The organism is Acidipila rosea, assembly GCF_004339725.1.
In the GTDB taxonomy this organism is placed as follows: Bacteria; Acidobacteriota; Terriglobia; order Terriglobales; family Acidobacteriaceae; genus Acidipila; species Acidipila rosea.
On the sequence record NZ_SMGK01000001.1, the window covers coordinates 280,157 to 300,913 of the forward strand.

A 20,757-nucleotide genomic window follows, 5' to 3' on the forward strand; every position below is an offset into this window, starting at 1 on the left:
CTTCGCATCGATAACGGGTTAGATGGCTTAGTAGTCTAATGCCACGTACGCATTACCTTATAGAAACGATTGAGGGACACAACCATGACTGCAAGCATCGGATCTGCGCGGTCGTTACTGAAGCGGATAGCGATGGGCGCATCGGTTTTCGCGCTCGCATCTTTAACACTTTCGGCCTCGGCACAGACGCATAATTATTCAAGCTCGACTGACGGGAACGCCGCGCTGCTGAACGAAGATATCGACGGCGCATCTCTGGCATCACCGTCGCCAACGCCGCAATATGGCCAGTCGAACAGCTATCCCCAGTACCAGAGCCGGTGGAGCCACCTGGCGATCGTGGCCGGCGGTGGTCTCACCTCGCCAATCGGCAACACGGGCCACTATGAGACGTTTGGTGGAAACCTGCGGCTGGGCGGCGGATGGAACTTCACGAAGAAGTTCGGGCTGCTGGGTGAGTTCGAATTCAACTCGGACAAGATTCCGGGGGCTGTGCTGGCCAATGTAGGTGCGCCGGGCGGCCATGTTCACCTGTATGGAATTACTGCCGACCCGATCTACTACTACTGGAACACTCAGAAGGTAGGAGCTTACGCCGTGGGCGGGATTGGCTTCTACCACAAGAACACGATCTACACGGCGCCGCAACCGCAGCAGTTCTGCAACTACTTCTACGGCTACTGCGGGTACGGTGTGACGAACGTAACGATCGGCCAGTTCTCCAGCAACCAGATGGGGCTTAACGTCGGTCAGGGATTCTACTGGAAGGCCTTTGGTCCAGACAGCCACGCCAAGCTTTTTGCCGAGGTGCGGTATGAGTGGATCGACTCGCCCAAGGGAACCGCAACCAAGCTGGGAACAGGAACAGAGAACCTGATTCCTTTCACCATCGGTCTGCGCTTCTAAACGAAACTTCGGTTGACGAGGGCCCCAACACTGCTGCGGAAGAATGCGGCAGATGGGGCCCTTTTTTTATGGCGGGAAGAAAGGGTGGTCTGACCCCTTATGAACTCAGCTTAATATTTGGACTGTAAATTGGGATTGGATAGAGTTGCGAGGCTGACTGAATGAGGACGTGGTTGCTTTTCTTCCTTCTGCTGACAGGCGGAGGGTTATTTCTATCAGGTACCAAGGCTGCAGCGCAGGGCAACTACGAAATTCAAGTCTATGGCTCGGACACCGTAGCGCCGAAGACGCTGATGACTGAATTGCACTCGAACTACACCCCCGATGGGCAGAAGTACATCATCGACGGGGTCTATCCCACGAACCACCAGGAACACGAGACGGTCGAGCTGACCGAAGGGATCACGAAGTGGTCTGAGGTGGGCTTTTATATTTTCACGAGCGAGCAGAATGGCCACGGCGTGCAGTGGGTGGGAGATCACATTCGCCCCCGGGTGCGGGTGCCGGACTCGTGGCACTGGCCGGTTGGCGCCAGCCTTTCGATGGAGATCGGCTATCAGCGCGCGGTCTACTCGCCGGACACATGGACGTGGGAAATCCGGCCGATTATCGATAAGACGATGGGGCCATGGTACGTGGCCATCAATCCCGCACTGGAGCGCACCTGGCATGGGCCGGATGTGAACCAGGGCCTGGGGTTTGCGCCTGCGGTGAAGGTGAGCTACGCGTTCAACAAGAAGATCAGCGGCGGAGTGGAATACTACGCGGACTATGGCCGACTGGGGGATTTCTATGGGCTGCACCAGCAGCAGCAGCAGATCTTTCCGGCGATTGACCTGAACGTTTCGCCGAAGTGGGAGATCAACTTCGGAGTGGGAGTGGGGCCGACGGCGGCGACCGACCACTGGATCGTCAAAGGAATTCTGGGGCGGTATTTCTCATGGGGCAGACGGCCACCTGTCCCTATTCCCGAGCCGACGCCGAAGCCGCAGTGAAACAGGTGTAGACGTTCTACAGTCCATAGGTGTAGGGTGTCTACATCTATGGGAACTCCGCGCGAAAAATATCAGAACCGCATCGAGCTGCTGCAGGGCACGCTCGATATGCTCATCCTCGAAACGCTGAAGTGGGGCGCGCAGCATGGCTATGGCATCAGCCAGGCGATCGGCGCGCAGTCCGGCGAAATTCTCAAAGTGGAGACTGGATCGCTTTACCCTGCGCTGCACCGGCTGGAGCGGCAGGGATTCGTGCGCTCGGAGTGGAAGACGACGGAGGCCGGGCAGCGGGCGAAGTTCTACCAGATGACGGCGACAGGGAAGCGGCAGCTGGCGGCGGACCGCGAGAGGTGGGAGCAGATGGTGACGGCGATTGGGGCAATTCTGAATCCGGCGGAGTAGCTCAGGAGGCGTGCGATGGTCTGGTGGCGGCGGAAGCGGGAACTGGAAGAAGAGATTGCGGCGCATGTGGAGATGGCGATGGCCGACCGGATGGCGCGCGGCGAAGACCCGGAGACGGCGCGGCGCGAGGCAGAACGCGAGTTTGGCAATGCGGCGCTGGTGAAGGACGTAACGGCCGAGACGTGGCGCTGGCGGTGGCTGGACCAACTGCTGCAGGACGTGCGGTATGCGCTGCGGCAGATGAAGAAGTCGCCGGGATTTGCGCTGACGGTGATCGGTACGCTGGCGCTGGGGATCGGCGCGGCTGTGGCAATGTTCACGGTGGTGGACAAGGTGATGCTGCGGCCTCTGCCCTATCGCGATGCGGGGCGGCTGGCGAGCATCGAGTTCGAGAGCAAACAGGTGGCGCCGCCGTGGGGAGTGCCCCTGCTGGACATCCAGGAGTGGCGCAAGTGGGACCGCAGCTTCTCGGAGATCGGCTATTATGTCGGCTTAGGCGGCCGTAATTACCTGGAAGGGAGCAATGGTTCCCAACAGGTGATGGCGACGATCATCAGCGCCAACCTGCTTGATCTGCTGGGCGTGAAGCCAATGCTCGGGCGGGGATTCAGCCCGCAGGCGGATAGCTTTGCCAAGTCGGGTGATGCGGATGCCATCCTGCTGGGCAACACCGCGTGGCGGCAGATGTTTGGCGCTGACCCCAAGCTGCTGGGGAAGACGGTCAAGATCAGCGGGAAAAGTCACACCGTGGTGGGGATCATGCCGCCGGGGTTTGCCTTTCCTTTCGCAGGATCGGCCCCCGAGGTCTGGATGCCGGCGCAGCCGGGACCAGCGGATGGGGGTAGAACGAGCAGCACGCCGGGCTATGAGGTGATCGGACGATTGCGGCGGGGGGTGACTCCTGCGCGGGCGACGACTGAGCTGAATGTGCTGCAAAAGCAGATCGCCAAGGGGTATGTCGATAAGGATGCGCGGGAGACTCATTCGCGATTCCGGATAAGCACCTACGGCGATACGCTGGTGGATGCGGACACGAAGCATGCGCTGTTGGCGCTGCTGGCTGCGTCGGGCCTGCTGTGGCTCATCGCCTGTGTGAACTCCACGAACCTGTTACTGGCGCGGGCGATGGCGCGGCAGCGGGAGATTGCTGTGCGAGGCGCGCTGGGCGCAGGGCGCTGGCGGATTGTGCAGCAGTTGATGATGGAAGGGCTGCTGCTTAGCAGTTCGGCGACGCTGATCGGCTCTGCGATTGCGTGGATGGCGGTGAAGCTGTTTGCGCGGAGCCTGAGCAAGATGCTGCCGCTGCCAGTTTCAGCGGCGCCGAATGGACTTCTTCTGCTGGCGCTGGTGCTGCTGACGCTGGTCTCCGCGCTGGCCGCGTCGGTGTGGCCCGCGGTGCTGGCGGCCTACTCTCCGATTGAACCGGCGCTGAAGCAGGGCGGCCAGCAGAGCGGGACGAGCCGCGCGCGGAGCCGGCTGCGCAGCGGACTGGTGGTGACGGAGATTGCCCTGTCACTGACACTGCTGGTGGCGTGTGGACTGCTGCTGCGCACGATCTATGCGTTGCGGCATGTGCAGCTCGGCTTCAGAACAGAGCATATCTTTGTGGCCAGCATGAATATTCCGGGCTACAAGTTCGAGGGAAAGAATCTGACCTCGGATCTATATGAGCCTCTGCTGGAGCGGGTGCGGCATATGCCGGGAGTGGAGGCTGCGGGGCTTATCTCTGAAGTGCCGCTGGGGAAGACCTTCCGGATTCAATTGACCTTAAACGGGAATGCTGCAGACGAACTCGACAATGCCCCAAAGACGGTGAACGCGCAACTGATCGGGGTCAGTCCGGAGATGCAGGGGGTCTTTGGCTTCAAGATGGCAGCGGGAAGGTTTTTCAATTCGCAGGACACTGCGACTACCACTCCAGTGATGGTCATCAATCGCGCTTTTGCGCGACTCTACTACTCCAATAACAAGGACATGCGGAAGATTATCGGCAAGAAGCTCTGGCATCTCGAACCGGGGAAGCCGGCGGAGATCATAGGAGTGCTGGACGATGTTCGGCAGGCGGGCATTACGTTGAAGCCTTCGCCGGAGGTCGATCTCGATATCGCGCAACTTGGCCCGAAGAGTACTGCCTACGAGGCGATGGAGGGTATGGCGATGGATCTGGCGGTGCGCACGGATCGGAGTGAGGCGTCATTTCTTCCCGAGCTGCGTGAGGTGTTGCGGCAGGCCGATCCCGCGCTGGCTGGCAGCACCATGAGCACGATGGACCAGGTGGTCGAAGACTCCTATGGCAGCCAGAGGATGGCGGCTCATGTGCTGGAGATATTTGCCGGCTCGGCGCTGCTGTTGTGCGTGGCGGGGCTCTATGGGCTGCTGGCGTACGTGGTGACGCAGCGGACCCGCGAGATAGGGCTGCGCATTGCTCTGGGAGCGCAGAGGGGCGATGTGCTGTGGCTGGTGATGCGGCAGGCCACGTGGATGCTGGCTGCGGGCGTGGCGATCGGACTGGGCGCTGCTTATGCGTCGACCCGTCTGATCGGGAGCTTCCTGTATGGGGTGCGGGCGCACGACGGCGCGACGTTTGCCGCAGTGGCGCTGGTGCTGCTCGCGGCGGGCGCAGTGGCTGCCTATCTGCCAGCGCGGCGGGCTGCGGGTGTGGACCCGATGGAGGCGCTGCGCGCGGAGTGAGCGACGGCCTGGGGCTGGAGCGGGACTTTTCGCGGATGCTGTAGCGCAGCGAAGCTGCAATGCCTCGCTGCGCTCAGCAGGTTGAGCCGTGGTGGACGGGGCCGATTCAGTAAGCCTGCAGTTGCTCGATGGGCAGGCGGACCTGGAAGCAGGTAGAGCCGGGCCTGGATTCCACGCTGACGTAGCCGCGGTGCTTGCGGATGATGCGCTGCACTGTGTCGAGGCCGAGGCCCAGACCGCGACCCGGCGCCTTGGTGGTGAAGAAGGGCTCGAAGATGCGGTCAGTGAGCTCAGCGGGAATGCCGTTGCCGCTGTCCCATATCTCAATGAGCATGAGATCGCCGGAGGTTTTGACGCTGAGCGTGAGGGTGCCGCGATCCTCAATGGCGTCGAGCGCGTTTTCAAGCAAGGCCATCCAGACCTGATTGAGTTCGCTGCCATAGGCGGAGATGCGGGGCAGATCGGGCGCGTAGTGGCGCTCGATGGTGACGTGCTCGAGCCGCGACTGGAGCATGGTGAGCGTGTTCTCAAGGCTCTGGGGCAGATCGACCTCCTGGATGGGCGCCTGATCCATGTAGGAGTAATCCTTGATGGCGCGCATGAGGTCGAAGATGCGCGCGGTCGAGTCGAGCATGGCTTTGGCAATGCGCTCGGCGCGGAGTGATGAGGCGAACTGAGAGAGGACGACGGTGATGCCGGGGCCGTCCATGAACTCGGCGAGCGGCTCGAGCTCGGCGGGGGTAATGCCGGACTCGGCGAGCTCGGGTGCGATCTGCCACGTCTCCTGCACGCCGTGGGCGCGGAGCCAGGTCTGCAGATCGTCCTCAAGAAGCGGGGTGAGGGTGGCGTGGGCGCGCTCGTCGATGAGATCGCGCATGCGCTGTTGCCACTGCTGCATGCGCTGGGTGAGCTGCTGATCAAGGCAGAGGCCGCCGAGGCGGTATTTCTCACGGCCATAGACGCGCAGCTCTTCGAGAAGGCCGGAGGCGGCGCGCTGGGCAGCGGAAGCGGGGTTGTTGAGCTCATGGGCGAGGTTGCCGGCGAGCTTGCCGAGGGCGTTGAGCTTCTCTGTCTGCTGCTCCATGCGGGTGACTTCGCGAACGCGGTCAAGCAGAACGGAGACGCAGCGCTGAGTGATGGACGGCACCGCGCGAACCATCTCGGGGAAGAGCGAGTGGTCGTATTCAAGCGCCCAGGTGGGCGCGGCGGCGTAACCGAGGCCGCCGTAGGTCTTCATGCGGGAGAAGGGTAGCAGGCCGGTGATCTGGCCCGAGCGCCCGATGAAGAGCGCCGCGGGGCCGCCCCGCTCGCGCCTGACGTGAATCTCGCCCTTGAGCAGAATGGTCATGCTGGTGGCGGCGTCGCCCTCGTGAAAGAGCGTGGCGCCAGCCTCTGCGTAGCGTTCGACGCCATAGGTGGCCAGCCACTCGTATTCGCACTCCTCCATGCCCTGCAAGGGGGCGATGCGCTTGAGCGCGTCGATGAGGTCAGCGACGGGAGTGGGATTGGCGGGGCGTGAGCCGATAACGGGAGTAGCGGAGGTCATAGCGCGGTCCTCACTAATAATGGTATCCGAAGCGAGAGAAGCGGCAGCTAATTTGCGTGGGGGCGCTGGCGCTCGATGCGGCGGGTGGGCATGGAGTCAATGAGAGCGTTGAGACGCTGGATAGAGACGGGCTTGTCGCTGCGCAGCTTCTCAGTGCCGTCCTCACCCAGCAGGATGACGGTGAAGGTGTCGGCGGGGACGTGGAAGCGCTGGCGGGCGTCGGCAACCTGCGCCGAAGGCAGAAGCGCGTAGGGCGTATCGAGAGGCGGATTGTAGCCGCGCAAGGTGGGCGCGAAGGGAACGAGAAGAACGAAGCGGTCCATCATGTCGTCGGCCGCGGAGTCGAGCGCGGACTGCTGGCGGCGGAGGCGCGGGTCGCGCGGCGAGGGGCTGAAGACGAGCAGGGGACGATAGCAGCGGCGCATGGCAGCGAGGCGCGTGGGCCGCATGGGGCAGCCGGGATGCGCCTGTGAGAAGGCGGGCGCCGCAGAGAGAAACAGGATGAGAAGAAGACAGCGTGCCGTCATGGATACGAGGTGAGTTGCAGCCGGGATGCTGCGTGTGCGGCAGCATCCCGGCTGGAGGGTTTATGCCTTTACGGGCTCGGACTGGCGCGCGGGCTGCGGCACGCCATCCTTGACCGTGACCGGATCGAGGAAGGGCATGGCGGCGCGGAGCTTTTCGCCGACCTGCTCGATGGGGTGAGCTGCTTCGGACTTGCGAATGGCATCGAAGTTCTTGCAGCCGGACTCGTTCTCCGCGATGAACTTCTTCGCGAAGGTTCCATCCTGAATGTCAGCGAGAATCTTCTTCATCTCCTCGCGAACCGCATCGGTGACGATGCGCGGGCCGGCGGTGTAGTCGCCGTACTCGGCAGTGTTGGAGATGGAGTAGCGCATGTAGGCGAGGCCGCCGCGGTACATGAGATCGACGATGAGCTTGAGCTCATGGAGGCACTCAAAGTAGGCGATCTCCGGCTGGTAGCCTGCGTTGACGAGGGTCTCGAAGCCAGCCTTGACGAGAGCGGCGGTGCCGCCGCAGAGCACGGCCTGTTCGCCGAAGAGATCGGTCTCGGTCTCTTCCTTGAAGGTCGTCTCGATGACTCCGGCGCGGGTGCAGCCGATGCCCTTGGCGTAGGAGAGGGCGATCTCGTGAGCGTGGCCGGTGGCGTCCTGCTCGATGGCGATGAGGCCAGGGGTGCCACCGCCCTCGGCGAAGACTTCACGTACGCGGTGGCCGGGAGCCTTGGGCGCGACGAGGAAAACGTCGACATCCTTGGGCGGCTGAATGGTGCCGTAGCGGATGTTGAAGCCGTGAGCGAAGACCAGCGCCTTGCCCGCCTTGAGATTGGGCTGAACGTCCTTGGCGTAGATGGAGGCCTGCAGTTCGTCAGGCGCGAGGATCATGATGACGTCGCCCCAGGCGGCTGCGTCGGAGACGGAGCTGACTTCAAGGCCTGCCTTGAGGGCCTTGTCGGCAGACTTGCTGCCTTCGCGGAGACCGACGCGTACGTGAACGCCTGAGTCCTTGAGGTTGAGCGCGTGCGCGTGTCCCTGCGAGCCGTAGCCGATGATGGCTACTTTCTTCTGCTGGATGATGGAGAGATCCGCATCCTGATCGTGATATGTCTTTGCCATTTTTCCTCGTTTGGTTTTTCGAAAAAACAATTATGTAACAGTGGTAGTTGCAAATATCAGGGTTGCGAGTTCAGAGGCCCGATTCTTCGGCCATGAGCGCGGTGCTCGCGTCCGGATCTTCTTCTTCTGCCTGGTTTGCCTCGGTTGCGGGTACACGCATGGCATCGAGCACGCGGCTGGTGTGCTGGCCGCGGCGCATGACCATGCGGCCGGTGCGGGAGACCTCAAGGATGCGGTCTTCGCTTTCGTTGAGAACCTGAAGGAGCCCTTCAATCTTGCTCTCGACGCCGGTGATCTCGATCATCAGCGATTCAGGGGCAAGGTCGACGATGCGCGCGCGAAAGACTTCGGCAAGTTCAAAGATGTGCGAGCGGGTTTTGGGTGTGGCGGCCACCTTGATAAGCGCCAGCTCGCGAACGACGCAGGAAGCCTGCCCGACATCATCGACATCGAGAACGTTTTCAAGCTTGTAGAGGCTGGCCATGATGCGATGGCTGGCGGTGGGCGAGGCATCGGCAACGATGGTCATGCGCGAAACGCCGATGCGCTCGGAGCGGCCGACGGTGAGCGAAACGATGTTCACGTTGAGTCTGCGGAAGAGAGACGCAACGCGCGTGAGCACGCCGGGCTTGTCTTCAACGAGGGCTATGAATGTGTGCATCATACAGTTACGTATTCGCTCCTCTAGCTATCCGACGCGGTTTCGAGCAAGGGATCGTGCTCGGGTCTGCGGATCATCTCATGCAGGGCTGCGCCGGCAGGGATCATGGGGTAAACGGAATCCTCTTTTTCGACGAGGAAGTTGATGAGGAACGGGCCCTTGCGGCTGCGGGCAGCGGCGACGGCTGCTTCCACTTGCTTGCGGGTGGTGACGGTGGCTCCGGGAATGCCGTGAGCCTCGGCGAGCTTGACGAAGTCGGGGCTGAGGATGGGCGAGGAGGCGTAGTTCTTCTCATAGAAGAACTCCTGCCACTGGCGCACCATGCCGAGGAAGCCGTTGTTGATGATGGCGATGTTGAGGTCGAGATTTTCCTGCGCGATGGTGGAGAGTTCGCAGGCGGTCATCTGGAAGCCGCCGTCACCGGCGATGGCCCAGACCTCCTTCTCAGGGCATGCAACCTTGGCGCCGATGGCGGAGGGCAGTGCGAAGCCCATGGTGCCGAGGCCGCCGGAGGTGATGAGCGAGCGCGGCTCATTGTGCTTGTAGTACTGCGCCTCCCACATCTGATGCTGGCCTACGTCAGTGGCGACGACGGCTTTGCCTTCCGTGATGCGCCAGAGGTCGTGCATGACGTGGGCGGCGTAGAGGTGGCCGCTGTCGGGAATGTTCTTGATGTCGCGGACGGAGGCGCTGCCCTTCATCTCATTGACGGCGCGAAGCCAGGGCGACTCGTTGACGGTAGAGATGTGCGGCAGCAGGACCTCAAGCACCTGACGGAGATCACCGATGAGGGCGATATCCGCCTTGACGTTCTTGTTGATCTCCGCGGGGTCAATCTCGATGTGGATCTTCTTCGCGTTGGGAGCGTAGGTGGCGAGCGTGCCGGTGACGCGGTCGTCAAAGCGCATGCCGCAGGCGATGAGCAGGTCTGCCTGCTGGATCGCGTGATTGACCCAGGCCTCGCCGTGCATGCCCATCATGCCGAGCGAGAGCGGGTGAGTGGCCGGGAACGCGCCGAGGCCGAGGAGCGTAGAGGCAACGGGAATCTGCATGCGCTCGGCGAGGGTGCGGACCTGATCGTAGGCGCCGGACTTGATGATGCCATGGCCGGCGAGGATGAGCGGGCGCTTCGCGTTGCGGATGAGCGCGGCCGCATCGGTGATGGCGGCGCTCTCGGCGCGAAGCATCGGATGCGGGCGGTAGGGTTTGGGCGCGGCGGCGGTGAAGTCAAAGGCGGCTGTGCCCTGCTGCGCGTCCTTAGTGATATCGACGAGCACGGGGCCGGGACGCCCGGACTGTGCGACGCGGAAGGCTTCGCGCAGAGTAGGGGCGACGTCTTCCGCACGGGTGACGACGTAGTTGTGCTTGGTCACGGGCAGAGTGATGCCGGTGATGTCTACTTCCTGAAAGGCATCGGAGCCGAGGACCTTGCTCGAAACCTGACCGGTGATGCAGACAATCGGCACGGAGTCGAGCATGGCGGTGGCGATGCCGGTGACGAGGTTGGTGGCTCCGGGGCCAGAGGTGGCGATGGCTACGCCGACACGCCCGGAGGCGCGGGCATAGCCGTCGGCCATGTGCGCGGCGCCCTGCTCGTGACGCACGAGGATGTGGCGGATCGGGAACTTGCGCAGGGCATCGTACGCGGGCAGGATGGCCCCGCCCGGGTAACCGAAGACCTCGCGCACACCTTCACCCTCGAGCGTGGCCCAGATGATCTCCGCGCCGGTGAGGACAGTGGTGCCGGGGCGGGTGGTGTCGGATTGTGAGGCGTTGCTCATGATCGCTGACTCCTTGAATGAGGCTAGGTGGTTACTGCGCCAAGCGAAGCGGAGGAAACACTGTCGGCATACTTGCGGAAGACGCCCCGCTTATAGGCCGGTTCAGGCGCTTTCCAGCTTTGCAGGCGGGCCTTCAACTCCTGCTCGGGGATGTCCACTTCAAGCTTGCGATTGGGAATATCGAAGTGGATGGTGTCACCCTCGTGGATCGCAGCGATGGGGCCGCCGACTGCGGCTTCCGGCGCGACGTGGCCGGCCATGAGGCCGCGGGTGGCTCCGGAGAAGCGGCCATCGGTGAGCAGGGCTACCGTGTCAGAAAGCTCGGGGATGCCGGCGATAGCGGCGGTGACGGCGAGCATCTCGCGCATGCCGGGGCCGCCGCGCGGACCTTCATAACGGATGACGACTATATCGTTGGGCTTGATCCTGCCCTGCTCGACGGCAGCGAAGGCATCCTGCTCGCAGTCGAAGACGCGGGCGGGGCCGCGATGTTCGAGGCGCTTGTGGCCTGCGACCTTGATGACGCAGCCCTCGGGGGCGATGTTGCCCTTGAGGATGACGAGGCCGCCGGTTGGCTTGATGGCAGCATCGAGCGGCCGGATGACGTCCTGGCCGGCCGTTTCCCTGGCTTCGGCTGCTTCCTCTGCGAGAGTGCGTCCGCTGACGTTGAGCGTGCTGCCCTGGATGAGGCCGCCCTCAAGAAGACGCTTCGCGAGCAGACGGCTGCCGCCTGCGTTCTGATAATCCGCCGCGACGTATCTGCCGCCGGGCTTTAGATCGCAGAGCAGCGGGGTGCTCGAGCTGATGCGGTCAAACTCCTCAATGGTGAGGGGAATGCCCATTTCATGGGCGATGGCGAGCAGGTGCAGCACGGCGTTGGTGGAACCACCGGAGGCGGCGACGCTGGCGATCGCGGTTTCAAGCGAGGTGCGGGTGATGATCTGGCTGGGCTTGATCTGGCGGCGCGCGAGCTCCATGACCATGGCTCCCGCGGCGCGGGAGGCTGCATGCTTCTCCGCAGAGAAGGCAGGAACGCCGGAGATGCCGATGGGCGAAATGCCCAGAAATTCGCAGGCCATGGCCATGGTGTTTGCGGTGAACTGGCCACCGCAGGCACCGGCGCCGGGACAGGCGCTGGCCTCGACTGCTTCCAGGCCTGCATCGTCGATCTTGCCGGCAGCGCGTGCGCCGATGGCTTCAAAGACGTCCTGCACGGTGAGGTCTTTGCCGTTGAGATGTCCGGGAGCGATGGAGCCGCCGTAAAGCATGAGGCTGGGCACGTCGAGACGGGCAAGAGCCATGACGGTGCCGGGCATATTTTTATCGCAGCCGGCGATGGCTACGACGCCGTCGAACATGTTGCCGCGGGAGACGAGCTCGATGGAGTCTGCGATGACTTCACGGCTGACGAGGGAGGCCTTCATGCCCTCAGTGCCCATGGTGATGCCGTCGGAGATGGTGATGGTGTTGAACTCCATCGGTGTGCCGCCGGCGTCGCGGACGCCCTGCTTGACGGCCTCTGCGATGGTGCGGAGATGGAAGTTGCAGGGGCCGATCTCGGTCCAGGTATTGGCGATGCCGATGATGGGCTTGTGCAGATCCTCTTTGCTGAAACCGATGGCGCGCAGCATGGCGCGTGCGGCTGCGCGGCTGTTGCCCTCAGTTAGCGGGATGCTGTTTGTCTTCGCCTTATCTGCTATGTTGCCGTGGTTCTCGCTCAATTCGCTTTCTCCAGTGCAGGTTGGGGCCGGGGAGTTACCCAGAAGGCCGCGTCGTGTTTTTGTTCAAAGGTATCGAGGGCAGCCGCGTGACGCAGGGTGAGGCCGATGTCATCGAGGCCCTCAAGCAGGCACTCGCGGCGGAAGGGATCCACGGTGAAGCTGGCGGAAAAGCTCTGCTCGTCGTGTACGGTCTGATCTTCGAGCGAGACGGTGAGCTGATAGTCAGCAGTGGCGGCGGCGCGGTCGAGCAGCGTCTGCACCTGCGCCTCGGGCAGGGTGACGAGCAGGATGCCGTTCTTGCCCGCGTTCGAGTGGAAGATATCGGCAAAGCTGGGCGCGATGACGCAGCGGAAGCCGTAGTCGGAGAGCGCCCAGGCGGCGTGCTCGCGGGAGGAGCCGCAGCCGAAGTTCTTCGCAGCGACGAGAATGTGCGCGCCCTGATAGCGGGGATCGTTCAGCTCGAATGCCGGGTTCTTGCGCCAGTCGAAGAAGAGGAACTCGCCGTAGCCGGTGCGCTCGATGCGCTTGAGGAACTGCTTGGGGATGATCTGATCCGTATCGACATTGACGCGGTCGAGCGGCTGCACTTTAGAGGTGAGTTTGCGAAAGGGCTGCATATTAGGCGAGTACCTCCTCGGCCTTGTATTCCCAGTGACGTACATCCGTGAAGTGGCCGGTGACGGCTGCGGCTGCGGCCATCGCGGGGCTGACGAGATGGGTGCGTCCGCCACGGCCCTGACGACCCTCAAAGTTGCGGTTGGACGTGGAGGCGCAGCGCTCGCCGGGCTGAAGGATATCGGGGTTCATGCCGAGGCACATGGAGCAGCCGGGCTCGCGCCACTCGAAGCCGGCCTCGCGGAAGACATGATCGAGGCCTTCGCGCTCGGCCTGCGACTTGACCTGCTGCGAGCCGGGCACGACCATGGCGCGGACGTTCGAATGAACACGATATCCGGCAACGACTTTGGCGGCGGCGCGGAGATCTTCAATACGCGAGTTGGTGCAGGAGCCGATGAAGACGCGGTCGATGGAGACCTTTTCGAGCGGTGTGCCGGCTTTGAGATCCATGTATTCGAGGGCGCGCTCAAAGGCGCGGCGGTCGGAGTCAGACTGCGCGCGGGCGGGATCGGGAACCGATTCCGTAATGGAGATGACCATGCCGGGGCTGGTTCCCCAGGTGACGAAGGGCGCCAGCTCCTCGGCCTGGATGACGAGTTCGCGGTCGTAGGTCGCGCCGGGATCAGAGGGCAGAGCGCTCCACTCGGCGACGGCCTTTTCCCAGTCTGCGCCTGTCGGCGAGAAGCGGCGACCTTTGAGGTAGGCGAAGGTCTTCTCGTCAGGGGCGATCATGCCGGCGCGGGCGCCTGCCTCGATGCTCATGTTGCAGAGGGTCATGCGGCCCTCCATGGAGAGCGAGCGGATGACGGAGCCTGCGTACTCGATGACATAGCCGGTGGCTCCGTCGGTGCCGATGCGGCCGATGATGCCGAGGGCTACGTCCTTAGCAGTGACGCCCTCGGCGAGCGTGCCCTCGACGGCGATGCGGAAGGTGCGGGGCCGGGATTGCGGCAGGCACTGGGTGGCCATGACATGCTCGACCTCAGAGGTGCCGATGCCGAAGGCGAGTGCGCCGAAGGCTCCATGGGTGGAGGTGTGCGAGTCGCCGCAGACGATGGTCATGCCGGGCTTGGTGAGGCCGAGTTCCGGACCAATGACGTGAACGATGCCCTGCTCGGGCGACTGCACGTCGTAGAGTTCGACGCCGAAGTCTGCGCAGTTCTTGCGCAGGGTGTCGATCTGCCTGGCGGCGATGGCGTCCTCAATGATGAGGCGGTTGGCGGTCGTCGGAACATTGTGATCGACAGTCGCGACGGTGCGGTCGGGGCGGCGCAGTTTGCGGCCTGCGAGGCGCAAACCCTCAAAAGCCTGCGGGGAAGTGACCTCGTGAACAAGATGCAGGTCAATGTAGAGCAGGGCAGGCTCGTTGGCCGGTTCGGCGACGAGATGCTGCTCCCATACTTTTTCGAATAGCGTCTTCGGTGCGTTGCTCATAGGTATTTATCCGGTGTTACTGAACTGCCTTGTCACGGCTTGCTATTTCATTGACGCCGAGAGAGAGCGGAGTGGGCCTGTGCTCCATGCCCTCCCCATCGATGACGATCGCTTCGCCGATGGGCTCAATGGTGTGGCCGTCGCCGAGCGGTTTCGAGGTCCAGCGGGTGATGCCTGCGCGCAGCGACTGCGGCATGGTGGCCGGACTGAGGTTGCCGCTGGTGAACAGGTAGAGACTCCACTGATTTGAATTCTTCATCATGTCCGTCGCTGCGAAGACTACGGTGGCGGGGGACGTGGTCAGGTCCACCCAGAGCAGGCCCTTGTTGGGGCAGAAGTGCTGCACGCAGCCGTCTGCCATGTAATACGTCGTGCCGTCGGTGAGTACGTCACCGGGGACGGCCAGATAATCCTTGACAACCTGGGAGACCGGCTCGCCGGGCTTCCAGAAATGCTGCGACATCTTCAGGCGGTCATTCAGGAAAGGGAGAAAGTTCTTGTCCTGAATCAATGCATTGACCGAGGGAAGTGCGTGAGCCGGATTTCCCTGATAGCGGAGAAGCCACGCGGCGCCCCGGTCGCTCTGCGCAAACAGTTGCATATGCAATGCAGTCGAGAGGATGAACGCGGCTGCAGCCCAGCTTTTCTCCCTAAACTGCATGCATTGCCTGATGGCGGTCAATGATTTCGTTGACCGATTGATGGACAAGCTTGCCCATCTCCTGAGTCGAGAGCGGGGTCTCGCCAGCCCGGACAAGGTCGGCGGTGCGGTGACCCTGCTCGAGGACCTTGCGGACCGCTGTTTCGATGGCCTGCGCCTCCTGCTCAAGATTTCCGGAGTGGCGGAGAAGCATGGCAGCGGTGAGGATCGCGCCCAGAGGGTTGGCGATGCCTTTGCCCGCGATATCCGGGGCGGAGCCATGCACCGGCTCATAGAGATTGACCTTGCCGCCGATGGTGGCCGAGGGCAGCATGCCCAGCGAGCCGGTGATGACGGCCGATTCGTCGGAGAGAATGTCGCCGAAGAGGTTCTCAGTCAGCACGACGTCGAAGTTGCGTGGCGTATTCATGAGGTGCATGGCGCAGGCGTCGACGTACTGGTGTTCGAGAGTGACGCCGGGATACTGGGGGGCGAGTTCTGTTACGGTGGCGCGCCAGAGCTGCGAGACCTCAAGGACGTTGGCCTTGTCGACGGAGGTGAGCTTCTTGCGGCGCATGGAAGCGAGCTCGAAGGCGACGCGGGCAACGCGCACAACCTCGTCGCGGGTGTAGCGCATGGTGTTCCAGGCGGAGTTGGAGGCGCGGTCCCACTGGCGCGGCTCGCCAAAGTAGAGGCCGCCAAGCAGCTCGCGGACGAACAGGATGTCAGCTCCCTCGATGACCTCAGGACGCAGAGGCGAGTTCGACGAGAGGGCGGGGAAGGCAAAAGCCGGGCGGAGATTGGCGAAACCGCCGAGAGCCTGACGCAGTTGCAGGAGGCCGGCCTCGGGGCGCTTGTCCGGGGTGAGCGAGTTGAACTCGTTGCCGCCGACGGCGCCGAGGAGCACGGCATCGCTCTCAAGCGCGGCGCTTAGAGTGGCGGCGGGCAGCGGTGTGCCCTGTTGCTTGATGGCAACGCCGCCGATGAGGGCTTCGCTGATCTGGAAGTCATAGCCGCCCAGTTCGGCGACCGAACGCAGGATGCGAACCGCTTCTCCAGTAACTTCAGGGCCGATGCCGTCGCCGGCAACTACAAGAATCTTGAGCTTTGTCATTTTTCTCTCTCGCTTCAGTGCGTTTCAGTCAACGGCTCGGCGGCGATCAGGTCTTCGTGGCGCTGGTGATGCGCGACGAGATTGATCAGGTCCTGGTCGTAGATGGACTTCTTGCGGTCGGCCAGCTCCGTGAAGGCGCGGTAGGCGACGTCAAGGTCGGACGGCTGCAGGGTGTAGCCGAGCTCCACCAGTCGGGAGCGCAAGGCGTGACGGCCGGAATGCTTCCCGAGAACCATGCGGTTGGCCGGGACGCCTACCGAGGCGGGCGTCATGATCTCGTAGGTGAGCGGGTTCGACAGGACGCCATGCTGGTGGATGCCGGCCTCATGAGCGAAGGCGTTGGCGCCGACGATGGCCTTGTTCGGCGCGGGTCCGAAGCTGATAGTCCGGGTGAGCTGCTGGCTGGTGGCGTAGATGCGCTCGAGGTTGAGGTTGTGTTCGACGGGGAACTGGTCGGCGCGAACGCGAAGGGCTGCGGCGATCTCCTCAAGAGCGGCATTCCCTGCGCGCTCGCCGATGCCATTGATCGAGCACTCGACCTGGCGCGCGCCGGCTTCAACGGCGGCAAGGGTATTCGCGACGGCGAGGCCGAGGTCATTGTGGCAATGAGTGGAGAGAATGACCTTATCGGCGCCGGGCACGCGCTCGCGAACGACGCGGAACATGGCTGCGTATTCTGCAGGCACGGAGTAGCCAACCGTGTCTGGGAGGTTGATGGTGGTGGCGCCAGCCTCAATGGCGACGGCTACCATCTGGCAGAGAAAGTCATGGCTGGTGCGAGTCGCGTCCTCGGGGGAGAACTCAACATCATCCACATAGCTGCGGGCGTGGGCAACGGCCTCTGCCGTCTGCGCCAGAGCCTGTTCGCGGCTGATCTTGAGCTTGTATTCCAGATGGATGTCGGAGCTGGCAAGAAAGAGATGAATGCGGGCCTTGTGGGCCGGTTCCAGAGCCTCGGCGGCGCGTTCGATGTCTTCGCGGCGGGCGCGGGCGAGGGAGGTGATGATGGGCAGGCGGATCTCACTTGCGATGGAGCGGATGGCGGAGAAATCACCTTCAGAGGAAATGGCAAAGCCAGCCTCGAGAATATCTACGCCGAGGTCTTCGAGCGCATGGGCCATGGCAAGCTTTTCCGGCTGGGTCATGCTGCAGCCAGGAGACTGCTCTCCATCGCGGAGAGTGGTGTCGAAGAAGCGGAGGTGGTTCTGGGTCATTAAGGGCACCTGCCAGAGTACAGCGAGATCACCGGCAAGAACAGTTTCCCAGAGTTCTGTCCATAATTCAAATCGTTTATTTTTACAATTTAGATAAGTATTGCTTATAGAGTGCCCCTGTGGGATGGTAAAGAGGGAAGTATCTAATGGACATTACTCAGCTTGAGACTTTCCTGGCCATCGTGCAGGAGCGTGGATTTTCACGGGCGGCGCTGCGGCTGCGGCGTACGCAGCCGGCGGTCAGCCAGACGATCCGGAAACTGGAAGAGGAGCTGGGCGAGCAGCTCTTTGAGCGCACTTCGCGAGACGGTACGCTGACGAGCGCGGGCGAGGTGCTGCGGGACTATGCGGACAGGCTGCTGCGGCTGCGGAACGAGGCTGCGAGTGCGGTGGAAGAGCTGCGTTCGCTGGAGCGGGGGAGGCTGCTGCTGGCCGCGAATGAGTACACCTGTCTTTATTTGCTGCCGGTGCTGGATCAGTTCCGGCGGACATGCCCACAGATCAGCGTGGTGGTGCAGCGGTCGCTGGCGAGCCGAATCCCGGAGGATCTGCTGACGCGGACGGTCGAGATGGGGATTGTGTCGTTTGCTCCGGAGACGGAGCAGTTGCGCTCGATCAGCGTTTATCTGGACGAGGTGGTTTTTGTGGTGAATCCGGCGCATCCGCTGGCGCGGGAGAAAAAAGTGGCCATACGGGACCTGGGGGCGCAGAGCTTTATTGCGCACAATGTTCTTTCGCCGCTGAGGAAGCGGGTTACGGAGACCTTTGAAAAGCATAAGACGCCGCTGAACATGGGGGTTCAGCTACCGAGCCTGGAAGCGGTGAAGCGGTTTGTAGCGATGGGAAACGGAGTGGCGCTGGTGCCGGGGCTGACGGTGGCACAGGAGGTAAGCAGGGGCGAACTGGTAAAGGTAGAGGTGCCGGAGTTGAAGATCGAAAGGCGACTGCGGCTGGTGCATCGGCGGCATTCACCGCTGTCACACGCGGCCCGCGCTTTCCTGAAACTGGTGAAGACGATGGCGCAGGAACAGGGGTCGCCATTTGAGTATCGAGTGGAGCATGCAAACTGAATCAATTGAATAGCTGTCGAAAACCCTCGCGGAAGGTACAATTGCCTGAGTGGGCCCAGGCGGTCCATCTGGTAAGTAAATCGACGAGCCCGAGAGGCAATGACGCCTGCGGTGCTACAAGCAGGCGAGAGGTTCACGAACGAATGATGAAGAAGGTGTTGTTGTTTGCTCTGCTGCCATTCCTGGCGTTGGCGGCGCATGCCCAGGAAAGCCGGCAGGATATAAGTCTCAGCGGGGCAAATCTCTTTCCTCCCTACACTTATGGCAATGCGGTGAAGCTCACCACTACCCTGGGCTTCGGCGGTCTCGTCAGCTACCGCTACATGCTAACGCCGAGAAGCGCCCTCGAGGGCAACTACCAGTACGACCAGGACGTGCAGAAGTTCATCATCCCGACGAACAACACTCGTGTCCATACGCGCTTTCAGGAGTTTTCAGCGGCGTACGTGTATAACTTCACCTTCAAAAACTTCAACCCGTTTATCGAGGCTGGCGTGGGTGGATTCTTCTGGACGCCGATCGACGACCAGAAGACAAATACGATCGACGCCAAGAGTCAGACGCAGATCGGCGGCCTCTATGGCGCGGGTATCGCGTATGAACTCAGCCCGAGCTTTGACCTGCGCGTCGAGTATCGGGGACTGATCATGAAGACTCCGACGTTTGGACAGACGAACCTGAGCACAGGAACCTACTACAACATCTACAACCCTGTGATCGGTATCGCATACCACTTCTAAAAGCGACCGAGCTGCAAAAGGAACGGCCCCGGATAGGTTTCCGGGGCCGTTTTGTTTGGTGCCTGGACAGGTCACCAGACCCGGTAAGCCACTCCGAAGCTGAAACCGCGGGGATTGAGCCCATGGTTGGGACGATTGGGGATGTTGGGAGCGCCGGGCAGAAACTGATATTCGTAGTCGGCGCGGACCGACAGGCGATCCATGATCCGGTAGTCAATGCCTCCTCCCGGGGCGTAGGCGAAGTAGCTTTCGGTATGGACGTTGTAGGGATAGCGAATGGATACGCCGCCAACCATCAACTTCGCATAGGGAGAGAAGCCACGCCAATGGAGCGGAGTGTAGCGCGGACCGATGAGGTAATCCTTCTGGGTCTCATTGCCGTCTTCGTTACGGAGCACACCTAGAAAGCGGGCTTCACCCTCGGCGCTGATTTTGTGCCGCAGATCATAGTCGGCGTAGACGCCGATTCCTGTAAGGGGGACATTGGCATCGTAATCGGGATTGAAGAGGGAGAACTCACCTCCCACCCATAGGGCTTTCATGTGCGCCGTGGTGGATGTGGCTACCTGGGAGTGAGCGAGGACGGGAGAAAGGGTGATGACAGCGAGAGCCAGAAACTTCTTGAGCATTGCACTAAATCTCCTGAATGAACGGGTAAAACTCAACAAGCGCCGCGCAGCAGGTTTGTTAAGTTCAAGAGCCTGACGATACTAGCTATCACTTAGCAGTTGACGGGCCAAAGCTCTGGAGAACCGTAATGGGGTCGATCAGGTTGGAGATTTGTCTGTCAGGAGAGGCACGCCTGCGGCCGGACAAAGGGCTCGAAGAGGTTTCGGCCCTTCGTCCGACGGGGTTGTGAGGCGGGAATATTGGTGGGGTGCCGGAGGCTCTCCGGCGAAATGCCTGAAGAAACGGAAGCCCTTAAAACACCCGGTACGCTACTCCGAAGCTGAAGCCGTTTGGAGTAAGACCATTGTTGGACTGGTTGGGGATATTGGGAGCCGAGGGGAGCACCTGGTATTCGTAATCGGCGCGGACCGAGAAGCGATTGGAGATGCGATAGTCGACGCCGCCGCCCGGTGCGTATGCGAAGTAGCTGCCGTTACCGATTGTGCCGGGGAACTGGATCCACACACCGCCCGCCAGCAGTTTGACGTAAGGCGAGAAACGCCGCCAGTGGATCGGAACATAACGCGCTCCGATGAGGTAATCCTTCTGGGTTTCATTGCCATCCTGCGAGGTAATAACACCAAGAAAGCGCGCTTCGGCTTCTGCGCTCAGTTTATGAGTGATGTCGTAATCCGCATAGACGCCGATTCCGGTGAGGCGCTGTTGGTTGTAGTCAGGATTAAAAGTGGAATATTCACCGCCAACCCAGAGATTAGAAAATCCGCCCTTCGCTGCGGGTGCGACCTGGGCGTGCATTGCCACTGGCGTAAGAAGAAGAGAAGTGAAGAGCAAGAAACGTTTGATCATGGTGCATTCTCCTGAAGCAACTGGCATAACCGGAAGAACGAATGCAATTGAAAACGGCTTGTCGTTGCGCATTTGTCCACCTTTGCCAGAGGAGGATGCAGGCCAAGCCAT

General features: G+C 61.9%; 19 protein-coding genes. 6 read left to right on the plus strand and 13 right to left on the minus strand.

Annotated elements, in window-relative coordinates:
* Positions 1-84: 84 nt before the first annotated feature.
* From C7378_RS01210 to C7378_RS01225, 4 genes are all read left to right on the plus strand, one after another.
* Positions 85-906, plus strand: coding sequence for a hypothetical protein (locus tag C7378_RS01210; protein ID WP_131990904.1), 822 nt, complete (start codon positions 85-87; stop codon positions 904-906).
* A gap of 173 nt (positions 907-1,079) precedes the next feature.
* Positions 1,080-1,901, plus strand: coding sequence for a hypothetical protein (locus C7378_RS01215; protein WP_243647974.1), 822 nt, complete (start codon positions 1,080-1,082; stop codon positions 1,899-1,901).
* Between the two features lie 36 nt (positions 1,902-1,937).
* Positions 1,938-2,303 (plus strand): PadR family transcriptional regulator, encoded by a 366-nt coding sequence (locus tag C7378_RS01220; RefSeq protein WP_243647975.1) that lies wholly within the window; start codon positions 1,938-1,940, stop codon positions 2,301-2,303.
* A 15-nt stretch (positions 2,304-2,318) separates the two neighbouring features.
* Positions 2,319-4,994 carry an ABC transporter permease gene (locus tag C7378_RS01225; protein ID WP_131990906.1) on the plus strand — a complete coding sequence of 892 codons (2,676 nt, stop codon included), beginning with the start codon at positions 2,319-2,321 and terminating at the stop codon, positions 4,992-4,994.
* A 106-nt stretch (positions 4,995-5,100) separates the two neighbouring features.
* Here C7378_RS01225 and C7378_RS01230 read toward each other — a convergent pair whose 3' ends face one another.
* The 11 genes from C7378_RS01230 to C7378_RS01280 all read right to left on the minus strand — a co-directional run bounded on the left by C7378_RS01230 (position 5,101) and on the right by C7378_RS01280 (position 17,360).
* Positions 5,101-6,540: a sensor histidine kinase gene (locus tag C7378_RS01230; RefSeq protein WP_243647976.1), complete on the minus strand. Its 1,440-nt coding sequence runs from the start codon at positions 6,538-6,540 to the stop codon at positions 5,101-5,103.
* Positions 6,541-6,587: 47 nt separating this feature from the next.
* A complete protein-coding gene (locus tag C7378_RS01235; protein ID WP_131990908.1) occupies positions 6,588-7,067 on the minus strand; it encodes a DUF4174 domain-containing protein in 480 nt (159 codons plus the stop codon).
* A 60-nt stretch (positions 7,068-7,127) separates the two neighbouring features.
* On the minus strand, positions 7,128-8,177 hold the full coding sequence (gene ilvC, locus C7378_RS01240; RefSeq protein ID WP_131990910.1) for a ketol-acid reductoisomerase: 1,050 nt from the start codon (positions 8,175-8,177) through the stop codon (positions 7,128-7,130).
* A gap of 70 nt (positions 8,178-8,247) precedes the next feature.
* Positions 8,248-8,841, minus strand: coding sequence for an acetolactate synthase small subunit (gene ilvN / locus C7378_RS01245; protein WP_131990912.1), 594 nt, complete (start codon positions 8,839-8,841; stop codon positions 8,248-8,250).
* Between the two features lie 20 nt (positions 8,842-8,861).
* Positions 8,862-10,619 carry a biosynthetic-type acetolactate synthase large subunit gene (gene ilvB / locus C7378_RS01250; protein WP_131990914.1) on the minus strand — a complete coding sequence of 586 codons (1,758 nt, stop codon included), beginning with the start codon at positions 10,617-10,619 and terminating at the stop codon, positions 8,862-8,864.
* Between the two features lie 23 nt (positions 10,620-10,642).
* Positions 10,643-12,340 (minus strand): dihydroxy-acid dehydratase, encoded by a 1,698-nt coding sequence (ilvD, locus tag C7378_RS01255; RefSeq protein WP_243647977.1) that lies wholly within the window; start codon positions 12,338-12,340, stop codon positions 10,643-10,645.
* Positions 12,337-12,957 carry a 3-isopropylmalate dehydratase small subunit gene (gene leuD / locus C7378_RS01260; protein WP_131990916.1) on the minus strand — a complete coding sequence of 207 codons (621 nt, stop codon included), beginning with the start codon at positions 12,955-12,957 and terminating at the stop codon, positions 12,337-12,339. The genes ilvD and leuD overlap by 4 nt, the downstream gene beginning before the upstream one ends.
* A gap of 1 nt (position 12,958) precedes the next feature.
* Positions 12,959-14,392, minus strand: a complete 1,434-nt coding sequence (leuC, locus tag C7378_RS01265; protein ID WP_131990918.1) for a 3-isopropylmalate dehydratase large subunit — start codon at positions 14,390-14,392, stop codon at positions 12,959-12,961.
* Between the two features lie 16 nt (positions 14,393-14,408).
* Positions 14,409-15,053 carry a hypothetical protein gene (locus tag C7378_RS01270; protein ID WP_131990920.1) on the minus strand — a complete coding sequence of 215 codons (645 nt, stop codon included), beginning with the start codon at positions 15,051-15,053 and terminating at the stop codon, positions 14,409-14,411.
* Positions 15,043-16,146: a 3-isopropylmalate dehydrogenase gene (gene leuB, locus C7378_RS01275; protein ID WP_131990922.1), complete on the minus strand. Its 1,104-nt coding sequence runs from the start codon at positions 16,144-16,146 to the stop codon at positions 15,043-15,045. Before leuB ends, C7378_RS01270 begins: the two co-directional genes overlap by 11 nt.
* A gap of 14 nt (positions 16,147-16,160) precedes the next feature.
* Positions 16,161-17,360, minus strand: coding sequence for a 2-isopropylmalate synthase (locus tag C7378_RS01280; protein ID WP_131990924.1), 1,200 nt, complete (start codon positions 17,358-17,360; stop codon positions 16,161-16,163).
* 146 nt (positions 17,361-17,506) lie between these two features.
* Here C7378_RS01280 and C7378_RS01285 point away from each other — a divergent pair, with 146 nt between their 5' ends.
* Together C7378_RS01285 and C7378_RS01290 are read left to right on the plus strand one after the other, a co-directional pair.
* Positions 17,507-18,430: a LysR family transcriptional regulator gene (locus tag C7378_RS01285; protein ID WP_131990926.1), complete on the plus strand. Its 924-nt coding sequence runs from the start codon at positions 17,507-17,509 to the stop codon at positions 18,428-18,430.
* Positions 18,431-18,573: 143 nt separating this feature from the next.
* Positions 18,574-19,170 (plus strand): outer membrane protein, encoded by a 597-nt coding sequence (locus tag C7378_RS01290; protein WP_131990928.1) that lies wholly within the window; start codon positions 18,574-18,576, stop codon positions 19,168-19,170.
* 71 nt (positions 19,171-19,241) lie between these two features.
* On the opposite strand, the gene C7378_RS01295 is transcribed toward C7378_RS01290, so the two are convergent.
* Both C7378_RS01295 and C7378_RS01300 read right to left on the minus strand, forming a co-directional pair.
* Positions 19,242-19,799 carry an outer membrane beta-barrel protein gene (locus C7378_RS01295; protein WP_131990930.1) on the minus strand — a complete coding sequence of 186 codons (558 nt, stop codon included), beginning with the start codon at positions 19,797-19,799 and terminating at the stop codon, positions 19,242-19,244.
* Between the two features lie 292 nt (positions 19,800-20,091).
* On the minus strand, positions 20,092-20,646 hold the full coding sequence (locus C7378_RS01300) for a porin family protein (RefSeq protein ID WP_165876579.1): 555 nt from the start codon (positions 20,644-20,646) through the stop codon (positions 20,092-20,094).
* Positions 20,647-20,757 lie beyond the last annotated feature (111 nt).

Bases quoted from the DNA above. Each gene is read 5' to 3' on its own strand.
- leuD (WP_131990916.1), bottom strand. From the start codon at position 12,957: ATGCAGCCCTTTCGCAAACTCACCTCTAAAGTGCAGCCGCTCGACCGC.
- leuC (WP_131990918.1), bottom strand. From the start codon at position 14,392: ATGAGCAACGCACCGAAGACGCTATTCGAAAAAGTATGGGAGCAGCAT.
- C7378_RS01290 (WP_131990928.1), top strand. From the start codon at position 18,574: ATGATGAAGAAGGTGTTGTTGTTTGCTCTGCTGCCATTCCTGGCGTTG.
- ilvC (WP_131990910.1), bottom strand. From the start codon at position 8,177: ATGGCAAAGACATATCACGATCAGGATGCGGATCTCTCCATCATCCAG.
- C7378_RS01300 (WP_165876579.1), bottom strand. From the start codon at position 20,646: ATGATCAAACGTTTCTTGCTCTTCACTTCTCTTCTTCTTACGCCAGTG.
- C7378_RS01270 (WP_131990920.1), bottom strand. From the start codon at position 15,053: ATGCAGTTTAGGGAGAAAAGCTGGGCTGCAGCCGCGTTCATCCTCTCG.
- C7378_RS01225 (WP_131990906.1), top strand. From the start codon at position 2,319: ATGGTCTGGTGGCGGCGGAAGCGGGAACTGGAAGAAGAGATTGCGGCG.
- C7378_RS01285 (WP_131990926.1), top strand. From the start codon at position 17,507: ATGGACATTACTCAGCTTGAGACTTTCCTGGCCATCGTGCAGGAGCGT.
- C7378_RS01210 (WP_131990904.1), top strand. From the start codon at position 85: ATGACTGCAAGCATCGGATCTGCGCGGTCGTTACTGAAGCGGATAGCG.
- C7378_RS01280 (WP_131990924.1), bottom strand. From the start codon at position 17,360: ATGACCCAGAACCACCTCCGCTTCTTCGACACCACTCTCCGCGATGGA.
- ilvN (WP_131990912.1), bottom strand. From the start codon at position 8,841: ATGATGCACACATTCATAGCCCTCGTTGAAGACAAGCCCGGCGTGCTC.
- leuB (WP_131990922.1), bottom strand. From the start codon at position 16,146: ATGACAAAGCTCAAGATTCTTGTAGTTGCCGGCGACGGCATCGGCCCT.
- C7378_RS01230 (WP_243647976.1), bottom strand. From the start codon at position 6,540: ATGACCTCCGCTACTCCCGTTATCGGCTCACGCCCCGCCAATCCCACT.
- C7378_RS01295 (WP_131990930.1), bottom strand. From the start codon at position 19,799: ATGCTCAAGAAGTTTCTGGCTCTCGCTGTCATCACCCTTTCTCCCGTC.
- C7378_RS01235 (WP_131990908.1), bottom strand. From the start codon at position 7,067: ATGACGGCACGCTGTCTTCTTCTCATCCTGTTTCTCTCTGCGGCGCCC.
- ilvB (WP_131990914.1), bottom strand. From the start codon at position 10,619: ATGAGCAACGCCTCACAATCCGACACCACCCGCCCCGGCACCACTGTC.